Here is a 14,948-nt window from a genome sequence, read left to right on the forward strand (position 1 = left end):
CGAGCGCGTTTCAGTGGTACGTAGCGACCTCCGACGGCTCCGCCGCCGCCGGGGTACGCGAGGACAACCGGTGCGCCAGCTCGGACAGGCCCAGGGCGACCACGGCCAGCCCCGCTCCGATGAAGCTGATCCGGTCCGCACCGATCGAGCTCATGCCGACCGCCCCGATGACACCGGAGAAGGCGATGGCGAGGTAGAGGAAGGCCGCGTTGAGCGAGATCAGCAGGGGCGCGGACTCGGGTTCGAGGGTGATCAGACGGGTCTGCTGGGGGGCCGTGATGGCCCAGGCCGCGACACCGTACGCCACGATGACGACCAGCGCGGCCGGGTACGTGCCGGTGGTCAGCGGGAGGACGACGAGGCTGAGGGCCAGCAGCACGATGGCGCCGCCCACCACCGGCCGGGCACCGATCCGGTCGACCAGCGCGCCGGCGTAGAAGTTGCCGACCGTCCCGGTCAGGCCGAAGGCGAACATGAGGATCGCCAGCTTGCCGCCGCTGCCTCCGGTCGCCGAGGAGAACACCTCGGCCATGTAGGTGTAGACGATGTACGCGGCGGTGAAGGCGACCAGCGTGGTCGCGAGCACGGTGACCACCCGGCGGTCGCGGAGCGGGGCGAGCCGCTGGCGCAGCCCGCCGGGGGCCGGCACGGACACCCGGGGCACCAGGGCCAGCACCCCGAGCAGGCCCAGGACCGTCAGCGCCGTGATGAACCACATCGTCGCCCGCCAGCCGAGGACGCTGCCGACCACGGTGCCGATCGGCGCGCCCAGGGCCGTCGCCGCCGTCAGCCCGGTGGTCACCGCGGCGATGGCCCGGCCCCGGCGTTCGGGTTCGACCAGGCTGGCGGCCGTGACGCTGGCCGCCGGGATGTACAGGCCGGCGCCCGCCGCGGCGATCATCTGCGCCACCAGGACGACCGCGAAGGACGGGGCGAGCCCGGTCGCGATCACGCCCACCATGTAGAGCAGGACGGCGAGTTTGAGCACCCGGTGGCGGGGCCAGCCGGCGGTCAGGGTGCCGAGGACCGGCGACATCACGGCGCAGGTCAGCGCGAACACCGTGACGGTCTGGCCGGCGGTGGCGATCGAGACGCCCAGGGAGTCACTGAACTCGGGCAGCACCCCGGCGAGCACGAACTCGTCGGTACCGAGCGCGAAGGTGCCGAAGCCGAGCACCAGGACGGCTCGCCACGCATTCCTCGCCGATACCGCCTCGGTGTCCTCGTCGGCCATTAACGCTGTTCCCGTGCCGGGAGCGGTCAGCCGGGCCATGGGCCCTCCTTCATTCGGTACCGATCGGTTCTATTCAACAGGACGGTACCGCTCGGTGCCGTTTGCGGTCAAGATCCGCTACCGTGGACCCATGGCGACCCAAGCACGCGACCGCCTCCTCCAGACCGCGGAGGAGCTCTTCTACGCCGAGGGGATCCACGCCGTCGGCGTGGAGAGACTGCTGGCCGTCTCCGGGGTCGGGCGGGCCTCCTTCTACCGGCACTTCTCCGGTAAGGACGCCCTGGTGGCGGCCGTCCTGACCCGTCGGGACCAGAGCTGGCGCGCCTGGCTCGAAGACGCCGTGGACGCCCACGGGGGCGGACCACTGGCGGTCTTCGACGCCCTCGCGGAGGGGGCGACGGACGTCAACTTCCACGGCTGCGCGTTCATCAACGCCATGGCGGAGATATCCGACCCCGCCAGCGAGGTGTACCGGCTGGCCGCAGCGCACAAACAGGCGGTGACCGGCTTCCTCGACCGCCTGCTCGAAGCCGCCGGGCACAGCCGGCACTCCGAGCTCGCCCCGCAGTTCGCCCTGCTGATGGACGGAGCCATCGTCACGGCGATGCGCGAGCGCGACGCCGGGCCGGCCCTGCTGGCCCGCCGAATGGCGGAGCGGCTCCTCGACTGAACGCCGCACCCGGCCCGGGCGGACCGGCGCGGCCCCACCACGGTCGGGCGGGCGACGCCTCCGGCGGTCGCGACGGTCGCGGCACGGGCTCTCCCCCTCGCACGGTCCGTTTCGTCGGTCACGGCCGGTACCCGGCCCGGGCCGGCGGCGGCGGGTCGGCCGCGGCCCGGTCCGGTGCCCCGATGGCGGCGGCGATGACCAGACCGCGCTTGTGCGTGATCGAGACCCCGATGCCCGCGATGCCGCGCTCCCGGGCCCGCAGCGCGGCCGGGCCGCCGAGCCGGACCACCGGCGCCCCGCCGTCGGCGCGCAGGACGGCCACCTGCCGGGGGGTCACTCCCCCGCCGAAGCCCGTGCCGATCACCTTCAGCACGGCCTCCTTGGCGGCGAACCGGCCGGTGAGGAACTCCCGGGCCCGCTCGGCCCCGTAGGAGTCCGCGATCTCCAGCTCCGCCGGCGCGTAGGCGTACGCCCGGAACCAGGGCCGGCCGAGCAGCGCCGCCAGCTCGCCCTCCTGGAGGACGTCGACACCGATCCACACGGTCAGCGCACCCCCGGCCGAGGCGGCCGGACGGACCCGGCCCGGACGGCGGGCAGGGCCGGTACGGCGCTCGCGCGGACCGGGCTCACCGGAGGAACGTGCCCTTGAGCACGCCCTGGAAGACGGCCAGCCGCTGGATGTGCCCGGTGCCCTCCATGAACTCGAAGGCCCGCGCGTCCCGGTACAGCTTGTCGAGCAGCGGATCCGCCAGCAGGGCGCCCGGGCCCAGCAGTTCGGCGGCGGCCAGGGTGCTGCGCTCGGCGAGTTCGGCGGCGCGCGTCTTGACCCCGGCGATCCGGTCCGCACGCGCCTGGCCCGCGTCGATCGCGGCGGCGACCTCGTAGTTCCGGTGCCGCAGCGCGGCAAGGGCGTCCACCAGCTCGTCCAGCCGCAACCGGGCCGTACCGGTGAGCCCCGGGCGCTCCTCCCGCACGTGCTCCAGCACCGCGCGGACCAGCCCCAGCGCCGTCCCGGCGAGCACCGGACGGAACCGCTGCAAGGTCCGGATGGCGCCGACCAGCCCGCGCCGGCTGGGCTTGAGCGTCTCGTAGCCGAGGATCTGCTCGCGCTCGACCCGCACGTCCTCGAACCGGATCGCGGAGATCCGCGCGCCGCGCAGCCCGATGGTCGGGATCAGCTCGGCCCGCAGGCCCGGCGCCGTGGTGTCCAGCAGCACCGCCTCGATGCCGAGCGGTCCCGGTGCCCGGCGGCAGAACACCACGCCCAGCTGGGCGAAGGCGGCGTTGCCCACGTAGCGCTTGGCGCCGTTCAGCCGGAAACCGTCCCCGTCCGGGGTGAGCGCCGTCTCCAGTTCGGCGGCGGCGGACCCCTTGTGGGGCTCGGTCAGTCCGAAGAAGGTCCAGGTCGACCCGGGGGCCGCCACGCGCTCGTAGTAGGCCTGCCGCTGCTTGTCGTCACCCAGCGCGGCGACCGCCACACCGGACATCAGCGGGCCGGGACAGGAGAGCATGAAGCCCGCGTCCCCGTAGCTCAACTCCTCTATGGCGATGGCGTGTTCGAGGCACGAGCTCATGTCGTAGGTGTGTCCGTCGATGCGCAGGGGCCGCTCCAGGTACTCCACCGGGACGGTGGCCTTGCGCATGATGTCCACCACGGGGAGGTGCAGCCAGCGGTCGATCGCCTCCGGGTCGCGGTCGATCTCCAGACCGATCCCGCGCAGCTCTCCCGCGCACTCCCGGATGTGGGCCCTGAGCGCGGCTGTCCGGTGCGGCTCCGGCTCACTCATTCCCGTCCTCGTCTCGTTCTCGGCGGTCCGGCAGGAGGTAGGTGTTGCCCAGCAGCTCGGCGAGGTACAGCAGCCGGCCGGGGCCGTCGGCCACGAAGCCGCTCGCGCCGTACAGCTTGATCGCGACACGGCCCGCGTCCACCAGTCCGCGGTGGATCCGGTGGCGGCGCGCGGCGGTGCGGTCGGGGATCGCCAGCAGGTCGGCCGCCTCGGTGAGGGCCAGCGCGACGTCGGCCACCGCGCTCCGCACCAGCTGGCGGTTGAGCAGGTTGGCGCCCTCCGAGGTGCGGTCGCCGAGCCGGACCACGACGGCGTCGAGCAGCCCGCGGAGCAGCTCCCGGTGGAGCCGGAGCAGCCCGTCGGCGAACAGCTCCCGGGCCCGGTCCGGCGACGGCACCCCGGAGCCGGTCGCGGCGAGCACGTCGGAGCCGCCCGGCACGGGGGCGCCCTCCGGCAGGCGCCCGGCCGAGGCGACGGCCCAGCCGCCGGACGAGCTGACCAGCGCGCCCGGGCCTGCCAGCTCGTGGCAGGCGTCGAGCGCGGCGGCGAAGTCCCGCAGGGCCGCCGCGGCCCCGGCGCCGTCGGTGCCGGCGGGCGCCGTCCCGCGCGGGGTGTCCACCGGCGGCATCAGAGCGCTCCCCCGCCGGAGGCCCCGGGCTCGGCGGAGTCCGAGGACAGTACGGCCAGGTGGCTCTCGCCGGAGCGCGGGTCGGTGTCGCAGAGCAGCACCGTGGTGTACCGGTGCTGCCAGGAGCGCCAGTTCCGGGCCAGCGCCAGCCAGACGCTGGTGCAGTAGCTGCCGGGCTCCACCCGGTGCCGGGGGGTGTCCTGGTCCAGCCCGTGCTGGTCGAACCAGGGCCCGGTGACCACCAGCGTGCCCGCCGGGTCCTTGGCGGCCAGCTCCCCGAGGCGGTCGAGGGGCGACTCGGTGGCGGGGATCGTCTCGACCCCCGCCACCCGGGGTCCGCCGGTGGTGCCGAGGACCAGCGCCACCCCGGAGTCGACCAGGCCGTTGTCGTGGACCAGCGGGAACCGGGTCGGCAGGGTGGTCTGTTCGAGGACGGCGAGCACCGCCGTGCGGCTGCGGCCGGCCCGCTGGAAGGCGGAGACGACCCGCAGCGCGGTGAACGGTGCGGCCAGGCCCTGCTGGCCGATGCCGAGGTTGTTGGCGGACCCGCCGCCGAGCAGCCGGTCGAGGTAGGGCGCGATGGCGACGAACGGTGTCACGTCGGGCAGCGCCTGCGCCACGATCACCAGGTCCGGCGCGCTGTCCCGGATGCCCTCGATCGCCGCGAGCCGGTCGACCAGGTCGCGGTGGGTGACGTTCGGCGCGGAGCGCAGCAGGTCCTGCGCCACCTCCAGGCCGAAGGGCTCGACCAGGTCGCGGTAGTAGGAGAGCGTCGCCGGGTCCTCGTCGTACGGGCGGCGCGGCGGGGAGAGCACCGCGCCGGCGGCCTGGAGGTTGGTGGACATCGCGGTCTCCCTCATGCCCCGTCGGCCTGGGCCAGGACGTAGTCGGTGAGGGTGCCCACCGACTTGAAGTCGTCCATGTCCAGGGCCTCCGGGTCCACCGAGATCTCGACCGTGTCCTCCAGGACCATCAGCAGTTCCAGGACGGAGGTGGAGTCCAGGTGCAGGTCCTCGAAGAGCCGGGCGTCCTCGGTGAGGCCGGTGACGGCACGTTCCAGGACCTCGCTGAGAGCGGCCTCCACCGCGGACACCACGTTCTGACGTTCCATGTGCCGGTTCACTCCTCTGTGCCGGGGCTGTCAGGACTGTCGGGGCTGTCGGGGGCTTTGTCACGCGGTCGGGGCCCGGCGCGCCGTCGGGGACCTCTCGCCCCGCGCGGGGCGGAACTCCGGGACGGGCAGCCGGCGGGAACGGCCCGCCGACCGGTCAGTCGAAGTCGACGAGGTGCTGCTTGGCGAGGATCTCCTCGCGGCGGTCCCGCTCCCGGACCAGGTGCGCGGCACCGTTGTGGACCAGTACCTCGGCGGGGAATCCGTGGCTGAGGAAGAGCCCGGGGGAGGCGGTCGGCCCGTAGGCGCCCGAGCGCTCGACGCCCAGCAGGTCGCCGGCCTCGACCGGCGGCAGGGCGACCTTCTTCCCGATGACGTCGTTGGGCGTGCAGAGCGGCCCGGTGACGGTGTACGTGTCGCTGGGCTCGTCCTGGTACCTGGTCAGCGAGCGGATCGGGAAGTTGCGCTTGACGAAGCTGCCGACGCCGACCGCCGCCATGTGGTGGTTGGTGCCGCCGTCGGCGACCACGAAGCGTTCGCCCAGGGACTCCTTCACGTACAGCGCGCGCACCACGTACGTGCCGGCCTGCGCGGTCAGGTAGCGGCCGAGCTCGTTGATCAGCCGGCAGCCGGGGTGCGCCCGGACGAAGGGCTCGACGACCTCGTTGATGCCGGCGACGACGGCCCCCAGGTCGAGGTCCTTCTCGTTGTCGAAGTAGGCGACGCCGAAGCCGCCGCCGAAGTCGACGGTCTCCAGCGGGATGCCGAGCGTCCGCGACAGCTCCTCGGCGATCGCCAGGATCTGCCGGGTGTTGTGCACCAGGTCGTCGGCGTTCAGGAACCGGGTGCCCATGTAGGCGTGGAAGCCGCGGACCCGGACCCGGCGCAGTGCGTCGATCACCGGGCGGGAGCGGCGCAGCAGTTCCGCGTCGATGCCGAACTGGCGCGGTTTGCCGCTCATGGCGAGGCCCGAGCCCTTGGTGTGGAAGTCGGGGTTGACCCGGAGCAGGACCGGTACCTCCTCCCGCCCGGCCTGTTCGGCGATCTCCTCCAGGAGGCGCAGCTCGTCCAGCGACTCGCAGACGACGGCGTGCAGGTTCGCCGCGACGCACGCCTCCAGCTCGGCGCGGGTCTTGCCCGGCCCCAGGAAGATCACGTTCTCCGGCGCGATGCCGGCCCGCTGGACGGTCATCAGCTCGACCAGGGAGGAAATCTCGGCGCCGGCGCCGAGCGAGCCGAGGTAGCCGCAGACGGCGACGTTGGGGTTGGCCTTGAGCGAGAGGAAGACGTCCACCGCCGGGTGGAGCCCCTCGCGCAGCGACTGGTAGACGGTGCGCAGGACCTCGGCGTCGTAGACGAACAGCGGGGTGCCGAACTGCTCGGCGATCTGCGAGACCGGTACCCCCTGCACCCTCAGTTCGGTGGTGTTCATGGCGTCCTTTCGGTGGTGCCGAGGCGGTGGAGCGCCTCGGTGATCCGGCGGTCGAGGTCGCCGAGGCCGTCCCGGTCTGCGGCGAGGAGCAGGGTGTAGAGCCGGCCGTCGAACGGGAGCGAGGTGCCGGCCTGCGCGTTGACCGTGCCGAAGCAGGTGACGACCAGCCCGGTGCCGTCGACGGGCGGCCGGGCGAGGTCCCCGAGTACGTGGGCCACCTCGTCGAAGGAGACCGGGGCGGAGATCCGCAGCGGGTAGTGCTTCGCCAGCGCGGCCCCGCCCGGGGCGAGGAAGCGCTCGGTGACCTGCCCCTGGTAACTGGACATGTTCAGGCGGGCGTTGATCTCCAGGACGGGGTACACCAGGTCGTCCTGCCCGAGCAGCGCGTCCACGCCGACCACGCCGAAGAAGCCGTCCTCGAAGAGCCGGGCACCCAACCGTTCGGCGGCGGCGACGAGGCTCTCGTGCTGGGCGGGCGAGAGCGCGGCGGGCATGACGTGCCCGAGGTGGACGCCACCGGAGGTCAGGGCCTCCTTCGCGAAGTCGAACCTCACCCGCCCGCCCCGGGCGATGGTGAACTGGTAGTTGAGGTCGAACCGCTTGGGCAGGAACCGCTCGACGACGACGTGGATCGCGTCGTCGCCGCTGTTCTGCGCGCGGCGGTCGACCATGCGCAGCAGCCGGTCGGCCTTCTTGCGGCTGTCGAGCACGATCAGGCCCTTGCCGGAGACGCCGTAGGCGTCCTTGACGATCACCGGCCCGCCGTCGCCCAGCGACGCGTCGAGCGCCCGGTGGAGCTCGCCCACGGTCTCGCAGCCGAAGCCGGGAATGGCCCGCAGGCCGAGCTCCTCGGTCAGCCGGCGGCTGTACAACTTGCTGTTGACCCGCGCCGAGGTCGCCGGGTCGGGCACCGCGGGGCGCAGCCCGGTCCGCCGGCAGATCTCCTGCTCCAGGGGGGAGTTGCCCATCGGCATCAGGTAGGCGCCGCCGCCCGCGAGCACCCGCAGCCGGTCCAGCAGCTCCGGGGAGTCGAGGACGGCCCGGCTGGTGCCGCCCTCGCCGGCCGGTGCCCGGGTGATCAGTTCGGTGGGCGCGCCGAGCCCGGTCTTCTCCGTGTACGCGCGGTAGCCGGGGTCCAGCGGGCGGTCGAGCAGCAGATGGTCGGTCGGCTCGGCGAGCAGGGCACCGAGCTCCTCCATCCGCTGCACGGTCGCGGCGGTGGTGGTGATCCGCGCCGCCGGGAGCCCGGTGTGGCCGTGCGCCCACTGGTTCTCCACCTCGAAGTTGCAGAGCCAGACGAACCGCGCCTCGCGGTCGCCGGTGAGTGCCTCCTTGAGGTCCGCCGTGTAGGCGGTGCCGGTCATCGGGTGCCTCCCTCGCGGTGGGTGATGACCATGGCGCCGAAGGTGGCGCCCAGGCCGACCGAGACCAGGACGTAGTGGCCGCCGTCGACCAGCCGGCCCTGCTCGCGCAGGGTGGTGTAGTTGAGGAAGACGTCCGAGGCGTAGCAGTGGCTGTAGAGCGGGATGTTGTCCAGGAAGAAGCGGTCCGGGTCGGCGCCCATCCGCTTGATCGTGTGGCGCCAGGAGACGGCGTTGACGTTGTGCGGGACGACCATGTCGATCTCGGCGAAGGTCAGGCCGGCCCGGCGGACGGACTCCTCGATGACCTCGCCGAGCACAGTGGCGTACTCGTGGCCGAAGCCGTTGATCTCCTGCGGGGTCATCTCCAGGCCCGCCGCGTACGCGCCGAGGGTGCGGGTCAGGTACGAGCGCACCTCGTCGCCGGGGCCGCCGACGGTCAGCAGGCAGGCGGAGGCCGCGTCCGCCATGACCGCGCTGTTCGGGATCAGCTGGACCTTCGGGGAGTACGCCCGCTCCCCGGTCACCATCAGCGCGTACGCGCCCTCGGGCGCCTCGGCCCGCAGCAGCTCGCCGGCCAGGTCGATGGCACCGAGGCTGCTGACGCACGCCTGCTGGGTGAGGGCGAACGCCTCGGCGTCGTGCAGCCCCAGCTTCGCCCGGATGACCCGGGCGGCGTCGATGTGCGGCGGGGCGAGCGTCTGCATGGTGTGGGCGTAGATGACGTAGTCGACCCGCCGTCCTTCGGGAAGTGCCGCCAGGGCCCGGCGGGCCGCGGGAAGCACCAGGTCGAAGAGGCCGGTGCCGGGGTCGAACCGCAGCCGGTCGAGGCCGTAGATCTTCCGGAACACGCCCACCTCGGCGCGGCGCAGCCCCAGGCTTTCGGCGAGGTCGTCGATCCGCACGCTCCGTTCGGGGAGGAACGACTCGATCCGCTCCAGTGTGGTCACGCCACTCATCCGGGTACTCCTCTCATCCGCCCCCTCCTCAGCGGCCGGAGAACTCGGCGCGGACCAGCCAACTGCGCGCCACGCCCCGGCGGTCACGGGGCTGCACCTCGTACGGCCAGCGCCCCTGGCCCGCGCCGGGCTCGCCGGGCTCGCGCAGTTCGCGGACCTTCCAGCCGGTGCCGGCCAGGAACTCCTCCGGCTCGTCGGTGCCGAAGAGCCAGGGCGTGCCGTCCTCGCGCAGGCCGGCCAGGAAGGCCCTGGAGAAGGGGCTGCGCAGCAGCGCCCGGCTGGCGAAGTCGACGGCCAGCCGGCTGCCGGGGGCCGAGACCGAGCCGAGGACGCCGAGCAGGTGGGAGGCCTGCTCCTCGGTGAGGAAGAACATCAGCCCTTCCGCGACCCAGAGGGTGGGCAGTTCCGGGTCGAAGCCGGCGCCGTGCAGCGCGGGCAGCCAGTCCGTGGCGAGGTCGGCCGACACCTCGCGGCGCTCCACCGTGGGCTCGGCGCCGAGCGCGGCCAGCCGGGCGCGCTTCTCCTCGATGAGGCCGCCGTGGTCGACCTCGTACACCGTGCTGCCGGGGGGCCAGGCCAGCCGGAACGCCCGGGTGTCCATCCCGGCGGCGACCAGGACGACCTGCCGGATGCCGCTGTCCTCCAGCAGCGCCTCGATGCTGTCGTCCAGGTACTTGGTGCGGATGGCGATGAACGGGATCAGGCCGCCGCCGCCGTACTTGTCGAGGAGTTCGAAGCCGCGCGGGGCCGCGAGGTCGCGCGCGAACCTGTCCTGGAACAGGGCGTCGCCGGGACGCTCGGACTCGACGGCGCGGGCCGCGGCGGTCCACTGGGCCGTGTACGAGACAGCTTCCATCGGGATACCTCCTACGGGAGTCGGGCCGGGGTGAAGAAGGCCTTCTCGATCGACGAGAGGGTCTGGAGGTCCTGCATGTCGATGCTGTCGAAGTCGATCTCGATGCCGCTGGCGCTCTCGATCGTGTAGATCAGCTCCACGAAGGAGAGCGAGTCGACGAGGCGGCTCTCGATGAGGTTCTCGTCGGGCTCGATGGATTCCCGTTCCGGGTACTTGGCCAGGATCCAATCGCGGACCTGGTCGATTCCTGCCGAAGCCATTGCCACTCCTCGGGTGTTGGGCGATACGGGCATGCTCGGGCCGTGCCGGATGTGTTCGGGCCGTACGGGCGCTACTCGGAGGCTCCGCGCCTCAGGAGAGCCGCCGGGCCGCGGTCCGCACCGCGCCCAGGGCCTCGACCGCGTCGCCGTGGTGCAGGTCGACCAGGACGGAGAGCCACCGCTCCAGGCCGAACGCCACGCAGCTGGTGAAGGCGAACTCGTTCTCCGGCCCGCGGATGTCGCAGCGCTCGCCGAAGAAGTTGCGGTGCGTGTTGACGGAGGAGACGGCCAGGTCGCCGGCCTGGAACTCGTACTTGACCGGGCTGAGCTTCTGGAGCAGGGCGCGGGCGCCGTCGCTCTGGAAGAACGGGTCGAAGGCGGGCACCTTCTCCAGCCGCAGGGACAGCGCGTCGGCGAACGCGGCGATCCGCTCGGCGAACGACCCGATGACCTGCTGGGTGTGCTCGTACGAGCCGAGGGCGACGACCTCGCGCATCTGGAAGCTGAGCAGCCGCCGCAGGCCCTCGTACCGCTCCTCGTTGCGGAAGCAGCGGTTGACCAGGGTGACCAGCTCGTCCGCGGCCACGACGGAGTTCTCGTAGTACAGGAAGGCGCTGTAGCAGGTCGCGTGGGGCAGGCCGACCTGCGCGCCGCGCAGCGCGGCGGGCGCGAACCGGCCGTCGACGGGCTTGTTCTCGCCGCTCTCCAGGTCGAGTCCGGCACCGACGAAGGCCAGGTGCGGGAAGTTGGTGTAGACGTCGAACTTCTCCAGGTCCGACACGGGGTACACCGGCGGCGGGAGGATCTCGCGGGCCCCGGCGGCGCGGCCCCAGCCGGCGAACGTCCGGTCGAGTTCGAGGAGCAGGTCGGTCTGGTCCGGGTCGAGGATGACCAGGCCGCCGAAGGGGTCGGCGGTTCCCGGGGCGGTGTCGGCCATCAGATGAGCCCCGTCCTCTCGAGGTACTTGGCGGTCTTGCGGAAGACGCTCTTCTCGAACTCGGCGCGCTGCGGGGATTCGAGGAGCTGCCGGCGCAGGTCGTGCGGGTTCTTGATGCCCGCGTCCCGGTACACCTGCGGGCTGTACAGCGTCTCGAAGCTGTAGGTCATGTAGCGCCGGATGTAGCCGGCGATGTCCCGCATCTCCTCCTCGGTGGAGGTCTGCTTGACGTCGGTGGCCAACGCGGTGACCAGTTCACGGCCGAAGGCGATGTGCCGCGACTCGTCCTGGTGGTGGATCCGGTTGATGCCGCGGATCGTCTCGTGCAGGCGGTCGTCCAGCGCCATCCGGGAGTTGAAGTGGTCCACCAGCTCCTCGAAGATCAGGATCCGGGCGAAGACCAGCAGGCTCTCCACGTTCGAACGGGGGATCTCGACGTTCGCACCGGTCGGCTGCCGGTAGATCTTCTTGCCGTAGCGCAGGCAGAACTCGGCGAAGAACCACATGTGCTCGTTCTCCTCACCGATGAAGTGGTGGAAGAAGTCCGAGGGCGTCTCGAAGCCGGTGGTGTGAATCCGCTTGGTGACCTCGATGAGAAGTTCCCGGATTCCGTGCACATTGAGGCTGTAGAAGTTGATGCTCTCGTACCGAGACAGTGCGTGGAGCTCCTTTTCGGTGAGCCGCCGGGCGGCCTCGGTACCGTGGGTGGTGGTGAGTTCGGGGCTCATCCACCACATCTCCTCGGGCAGGCTGTCCGGCCATTCGAAGAGCTTGTAGGGGTTGTAGTAGTCGTCGATCGACTTCGTGGTCAGACGGTCGAGGATTTCCAGGAACCGGCCGTCCTGGTCGATCAGTTTGCTGACCATGCTGGCGTTGACCTCCGAGTCTCCCCGGCCACCTCGCGGTGGTCGGTGGATCCAATTCCGTGCCGTTTCCCGGCACTCCTCGAAGATAAGGACGCCCCGGCGGGCGCCGCAATGACCTGATGTGGTGTGGCCACATACGGCCATATCAAATCGGCGACGCCCGTCGGGATCGACGGCACCGGGCCGGTCAGCCGGCGGCGGCCCGGACCGGCAGGAGTCCGGCCTGGACGGCGGCCGCGCCCGCCTGGAACCGGCTCTCGGCGTTCAACTCGTCCATGATGGTGGCGAGGTGACGGCGGAAGGTCCGCGAGGACATGCCGATGCGCCGGGCCACCACCTCGTCCTTGAGCCCGGAGGCGAGCAGCTCCAGGATGGCGCAGCGGACCTCGTCCAGGGTCTCGCCGTACCTGACCACGTTCGCGTCGATGTCCGTGCCGGACGCCCAGGCGTGCTCGTAGGAGCGCACCAGCCGGGAGACGATGGCCGGCTCGTAGACGACGGTGACGCCCCCGTCGTCGCCCCCGGGGTCGGCCAGGAAGGCCACCTCGCCGCCCACGATGACCAGGCGTTCGAAGGCCTGGGTCGACGTGCGGACCCGCGCGCTGGCCTCGGCCAGCGTCCGCAGGCTGCCGCGTGAGGCGAGGCTGCTGCGGGCGGTGTGCGGGTACAGGACCTGGATCGGGATCCCGGACGGCAGCGCGGACAGGCCCAGGGCGTGGGAGTCCTGCCCCTGGACCGGGGCGAACGGCTCCATGACGAGGATCTCGGACGGGCGGTCGCGCAGGGCGTCCGCCATCCGCAACCCGGTCTGCTCCCGGTCCAGCCCGCTGAGCACCGGGTCCCTCCGCAGCCGGGTGCGCTGGAGGTTGCTGTAGGTGTCGACGAACGAGCCCAGCATGTCCTGGTAGTCCGTCAGTTCGCGGCGCTTGTCGCGGATCGCCTGCTCCAGCGGCATGAGCAGTTCCAGTTGGGCGATCTCGGGGCTGCGCGCCACGTAGCGCCCCTGCTCCGGGCAGTACCTGACGAGCTTCAGGCAGCGCAGGGCGGAGAGCGCCTGTTCCGCCCGCTCGGCCGTGATGCCCAGGTCGGTGGCGAGCTCCGAGGGGGTCACCCCCTTGGTCGTCAGGAGCCGCTCGTAGGCCCGGACCGCCAGATCCTCGTCGATCGAGCACAGTCCCCGCTTCACGATCTGTCTCCGTCCTCTCGTCCGGTGGATTCGACGCCCAGGTCCGCGGTGATCGTCCCGACCACCGCGGCCAACTGCTGATCGAGGAAGAAGTGGCCACCGGGGAAGGAGGTGAGCCGGAACTCCCCCGTGGTGTGGCCCTTCCAGCCGAGCGCCGCCGCCGGGTCGAGGTACGGGTCGGCGTCCGCGAACAGGAAGGTGACCGGACAGGCCACGGTGGTGTCGGGCGGGACGGTGTAACGGGAGTTGGCCCGGTAGTCGTTGCGGATGACGGTCATGATCGACTCCCGGTACTTCGGGCGGTCCAGCAGCCGCGCCGGGATCCCGCCCAGCTCCCGGAGTTCGTCCAGGACATCGTCGTCGCTTCGGGGGATGTTCAGACCGAGCCCGGCGGAGGGCGAGCGGCGGCCCGAGACGAACAGCCGCACCGGGGCCCGCCCGGCCTCCTCCAGCCGACGGGTCACCTCGAAGGCGACGACCGACCCCATGCTGTGGCCCAGCACGGCCAACGGCAGGTCGTCGAAGCCGAGCAGTTCGGTGCCGATCCGGTCGGCCAGCGCGCCGATGTCGTCGATCCCGCGCTCCCCGGAGCCGCCGCGCCGCCCGGGGTACTGGACCGACAGCGCCTCGACACCGCCGGGAAGGGCGGCCGAGAGCCGGCGGTAGGTTCCCGCGGAGGCCCCGGCGTGCGGGCAACAGACCAGGCGCAGCCCGGCCTTCGGTGCGGGGTCGAATATCTGGATCCATCCCGTGCTATTGGTCAGGCCTTGTTCTTCCATCTCAGTTGTCCCGTCCTATCCGATCACTGGGCAGCGGAGACGCAAATAATCCACACAGGTGCGAAAGTTCTTCGGTGGAGAGAGTCGGCAGAAGGCAGATGCGACACTTTCCTCATGCCGTGATCGCCGTCGGGGCGGAGTCGACGGCGGCAACTGGTGTTCGGTATCGTCACGGCCGCAACAAGGCTCGCCGCCATGACAGTTGCCAGGACGTCAGCTTACCTTCCGTCACTTTCATGTCAACCAATCGGAAATCCGTGTGCGACGTGTTCCCTGTGGGACTGCTGGTGAGGAGTGGAACGCAATGAAGGAACGCGGCCCATTCTGCCCGGACAAACTCGGAACGCGCCTCAACCGCCTCTTCGCGACCGTCCACCCCCGAGGTCGTGGTCCGTACGGCAACGAAGGGGTGGCGAAGGCCATTCACCTCCATGACAGAGATATCCCGAAGGCGTACACCGCCTATCCGCGCAACGGCATCCGCGACAATCCGACCCCGTGCCGCCCGGAGGCCCTCGCGACCTTCTTCGGCGTCGAGCCCGCGTACTTCTTCGGCGACGAGGTCGCGCAGGAGGCCCATTCGGCACTGTCGGCACTGGTCGCGCTGCGCGAGGCCGGCATCCGGCTCGGCGCGTGGGCGGTCTTCCGGGACGCCGGGATCACGAAGATCGCGGCACGGGCGGACGGACTCTCCCCCGGGGGCCCGAGGGCGGCGGCGATCGGCCAGGTCGACCCGGCCCTCGCCCGGCACCTCCTGGCCCGCACCGACCGCACCTCCTGGCCCGCACCGACCGCACCACGTGCCACGCGCCACGCGCCACGCGCCAGGAACAGGAGGCCGAGATGCCGGCGACCCTGATCCGCACCCGCGCGGCCGGATCG

Annotated in this window: 17 protein-coding genes; 2 read left to right on the top strand and 15 right to left on the bottom strand. The window is 71.7% G+C overall.

Annotated elements, in window-relative coordinates; translation table 11 throughout:
• Positions 1 to 10: 10 nt before the first annotated feature.
• Positions 11 to 1,234: an MFS transporter gene (locus ACIQTO_RS10975; RefSeq protein WP_402385887.1), complete on the bottom strand. Its 1,224-nt coding sequence runs from the start codon at positions 1,232 to 1,234 to the stop codon at positions 11 to 13.
• Positions 1,235 to 1,364: 130 nt separating this feature from the next.
• On the opposite strand from ACIQTO_RS10975, the gene ACIQTO_RS10980 reads away from it, so the two are divergent.
• On the top strand, positions 1,365 to 1,904 hold the full coding sequence (locus ACIQTO_RS10980) for a TetR/AcrR family transcriptional regulator (protein ID WP_402385890.1): 540 nt from the start codon (positions 1,365 to 1,367) through the stop codon (positions 1,902 to 1,904).
• 118 nt (positions 1,905 to 2,022) lie between these two features.
• On the opposite strand, the gene ACIQTO_RS10985 is transcribed toward ACIQTO_RS10980, so the two are convergent.
• The 14 genes from ACIQTO_RS10985 to ACIQTO_RS11050 all read right to left on the bottom strand — a co-directional run bounded on the left by ACIQTO_RS10985 (position 2,023) and on the right by ACIQTO_RS11050 (position 14,066).
• Positions 2,023 to 2,445, bottom strand: a complete 423-nt coding sequence (locus tag ACIQTO_RS10985; RefSeq protein WP_402385893.1) for a holo-ACP synthase — start codon at positions 2,443 to 2,445, stop codon at positions 2,023 to 2,025.
• Between the two features lie 85 nt (positions 2,446 to 2,530).
• Positions 2,531 to 3,691, bottom strand: a complete 1,161-nt coding sequence (locus ACIQTO_RS10990; protein WP_402385896.1) for an acyl-CoA dehydrogenase family protein — start codon at positions 3,689 to 3,691, stop codon at positions 2,531 to 2,533.
• Positions 3,684 to 4,319 carry a hypothetical protein gene (locus ACIQTO_RS10995; protein WP_402385899.1) on the bottom strand — a complete coding sequence of 212 codons (636 nt, stop codon included), beginning with the start codon at positions 4,317 to 4,319 and terminating at the stop codon, positions 3,684 to 3,686. Before ACIQTO_RS10995 ends, ACIQTO_RS10990 begins: the two co-directional genes overlap by 8 nt.
• Positions 4,319 to 5,164 (bottom strand): hypothetical protein, encoded by an 846-nt coding sequence (locus tag ACIQTO_RS11000; protein WP_402385902.1) that lies wholly within the window; start codon positions 5,162 to 5,164, stop codon positions 4,319 to 4,321. The genes ACIQTO_RS10995 and ACIQTO_RS11000 overlap by 1 nt, the downstream gene beginning before the upstream one ends.
• Before the next feature lie 11 nt (positions 5,165 to 5,175).
• Complete coding sequence (locus tag ACIQTO_RS11005) at positions 5,176 to 5,430, bottom strand: phosphopantetheine-binding protein (protein ID WP_402385905.1); 255 nt, start codon at positions 5,428 to 5,430, stop codon at positions 5,176 to 5,178.
• Positions 5,431 to 5,587: 157 nt separating this feature from the next.
• Positions 5,588 to 6,862, bottom strand: a complete 1,275-nt coding sequence (locus ACIQTO_RS11010) for a type III PLP-dependent enzyme (protein ID WP_402385907.1) — start codon at positions 6,860 to 6,862, stop codon at positions 5,588 to 5,590.
• Positions 6,859 to 8,226, bottom strand: coding sequence for an ATP-grasp domain-containing protein (locus tag ACIQTO_RS11015; RefSeq protein ID WP_402385910.1), 1,368 nt, complete (start codon positions 8,224 to 8,226; stop codon positions 6,859 to 6,861). Before ACIQTO_RS11015 ends, ACIQTO_RS11010 begins: the two co-directional genes overlap by 4 nt.
• Positions 8,223 to 9,182: a 3-oxoacyl-[acyl-carrier-protein] synthase III C-terminal domain-containing protein gene (locus ACIQTO_RS11020; RefSeq protein WP_402385913.1), complete on the bottom strand. Its 960-nt coding sequence runs from the start codon at positions 9,180 to 9,182 to the stop codon at positions 8,223 to 8,225. Before ACIQTO_RS11020 ends, ACIQTO_RS11015 begins: the two co-directional genes overlap by 4 nt.
• 28 nt (positions 9,183 to 9,210) lie before the next feature.
• Positions 9,211 to 10,038, bottom strand: a complete 828-nt coding sequence (locus tag ACIQTO_RS11025) for a class I SAM-dependent methyltransferase (RefSeq protein ID WP_402385915.1) — start codon at positions 10,036 to 10,038, stop codon at positions 9,211 to 9,213.
• An 11-nt stretch (positions 10,039 to 10,049) separates the two neighbouring features.
• The gene (locus tag ACIQTO_RS11030) at positions 10,050 to 10,298 is read right to left on the bottom strand and encodes a phosphopantetheine-binding protein (RefSeq protein WP_402385917.1); all 249 of its coding nucleotides are present in this window, start codon (positions 10,296 to 10,298) and stop codon (positions 10,050 to 10,052) included.
• 91 nt (positions 10,299 to 10,389) lie between these two features.
• A complete protein-coding gene (locus ACIQTO_RS11035; RefSeq protein WP_402385919.1) occupies positions 10,390 to 11,235 on the bottom strand; it encodes a hypothetical protein in 846 nt (281 codons plus the stop codon).
• A complete protein-coding gene (locus ACIQTO_RS11040; protein WP_402385922.1) occupies positions 11,235 to 12,101 on the bottom strand; it encodes a diiron oxygenase in 867 nt (288 codons plus the stop codon). The genes ACIQTO_RS11035 and ACIQTO_RS11040 overlap by 1 nt, the downstream gene beginning before the upstream one ends.
• Positions 12,102 to 12,288: 187 nt before the next feature.
• Positions 12,289 to 13,287, bottom strand: coding sequence for a LuxR C-terminal-related transcriptional regulator (locus ACIQTO_RS11045; RefSeq protein ID WP_402385925.1), 999 nt, complete (start codon positions 13,285 to 13,287; stop codon positions 12,289 to 12,291).
• A complete protein-coding gene (locus ACIQTO_RS11050; protein WP_402385927.1) occupies positions 13,284 to 14,066 on the bottom strand; it encodes a thioesterase II family protein in 783 nt (260 codons plus the stop codon). The genes ACIQTO_RS11045 and ACIQTO_RS11050 overlap by 4 nt, the downstream gene beginning before the upstream one ends.
• Positions 14,067 to 14,475: 409 nt before the next feature.
• Here ACIQTO_RS11050 and ACIQTO_RS11055 point away from each other — a divergent pair, with 409 nt between their 5' ends.
• A complete protein-coding gene (locus ACIQTO_RS11055; RefSeq protein WP_402385930.1) occupies positions 14,476 to 14,925 on the top strand; it encodes a hypothetical protein in 450 nt (149 codons plus the stop codon).
• Positions 14,926 to 14,948 lie beyond the last annotated feature (23 nt).

The sequence above is a fragment of the Kitasatospora sp. NPDC091207 genome, assembly GCF_044768625.1.
GTDB lineage: Bacteria > Actinomycetota > Actinomycetes > Streptomycetales > Streptomycetaceae > Kitasatospora.

Coding starts and splice junctions, on each gene's coding strand:
- ACIQTO_RS10975 (WP_402385887.1), bottom strand. CDS start 1,234: ATGGCCGACGAGGACACCGAGGCGGTATCGGCGAGGAATGCGTGGCGA.
- ACIQTO_RS11020 (WP_402385913.1), bottom strand. CDS start 9,182: ATGAGTGGCGTGACCACACTGGAGCGGATCGAGTCGTTCCTCCCCGAA.
- ACIQTO_RS10980 (WP_402385890.1), top strand. CDS start 1,365: ATGGCGACCCAAGCACGCGACCGCCTCCTCCAGACCGCGGAGGAGCTC.
- ACIQTO_RS11000 (WP_402385902.1), bottom strand. CDS start 5,164: ATGTCCACCAACCTCCAGGCCGCCGGCGCGGTGCTCTCCCCGCCGCGC.
- ACIQTO_RS11015 (WP_402385910.1), bottom strand. CDS start 8,226: ATGACCGGCACCGCCTACACGGCGGACCTCAAGGAGGCACTCACCGGC.
- ACIQTO_RS11005 (WP_402385905.1), bottom strand. CDS start 5,430: ATGGAACGTCAGAACGTGGTGTCCGCGGTGGAGGCCGCTCTCAGCGAG.
- ACIQTO_RS10995 (WP_402385899.1), bottom strand. CDS start 4,319: ATGCCGCCGGTGGACACCCCGCGCGGGACGGCGCCCGCCGGCACCGAC.
- ACIQTO_RS10990 (WP_402385896.1), bottom strand. CDS start 3,691: ATGAGTGAGCCGGAGCCGCACCGGACAGCCGCGCTCAGGGCCCACATC.
- ACIQTO_RS11025 (WP_402385915.1), bottom strand. CDS start 10,038: ATGGAAGCTGTCTCGTACACGGCCCAGTGGACCGCCGCGGCCCGCGCC.
- ACIQTO_RS11050 (WP_402385927.1), bottom strand. CDS start 14,066: ATGGAAGAACAAGGCCTGACCAATAGCACGGGATGGATCCAGATATTC.
- ACIQTO_RS11010 (WP_402385907.1), bottom strand. CDS start 6,862: ATGAACACCACCGAACTGAGGGTGCAGGGGGTACCGGTCTCGCAGATC.
- ACIQTO_RS11030 (WP_402385917.1), bottom strand. CDS start 10,298: ATGGCTTCGGCAGGAATCGACCAGGTCCGCGATTGGATCCTGGCCAAG.
- ACIQTO_RS11035 (WP_402385919.1), bottom strand. CDS start 11,235: ATGGCCGACACCGCCCCGGGAACCGCCGACCCCTTCGGCGGCCTGGTC.
- ACIQTO_RS11040 (WP_402385922.1), bottom strand. CDS start 12,101: ATGGTCAGCAAACTGATCGACCAGGACGGCCGGTTCCTGGAAATCCTC.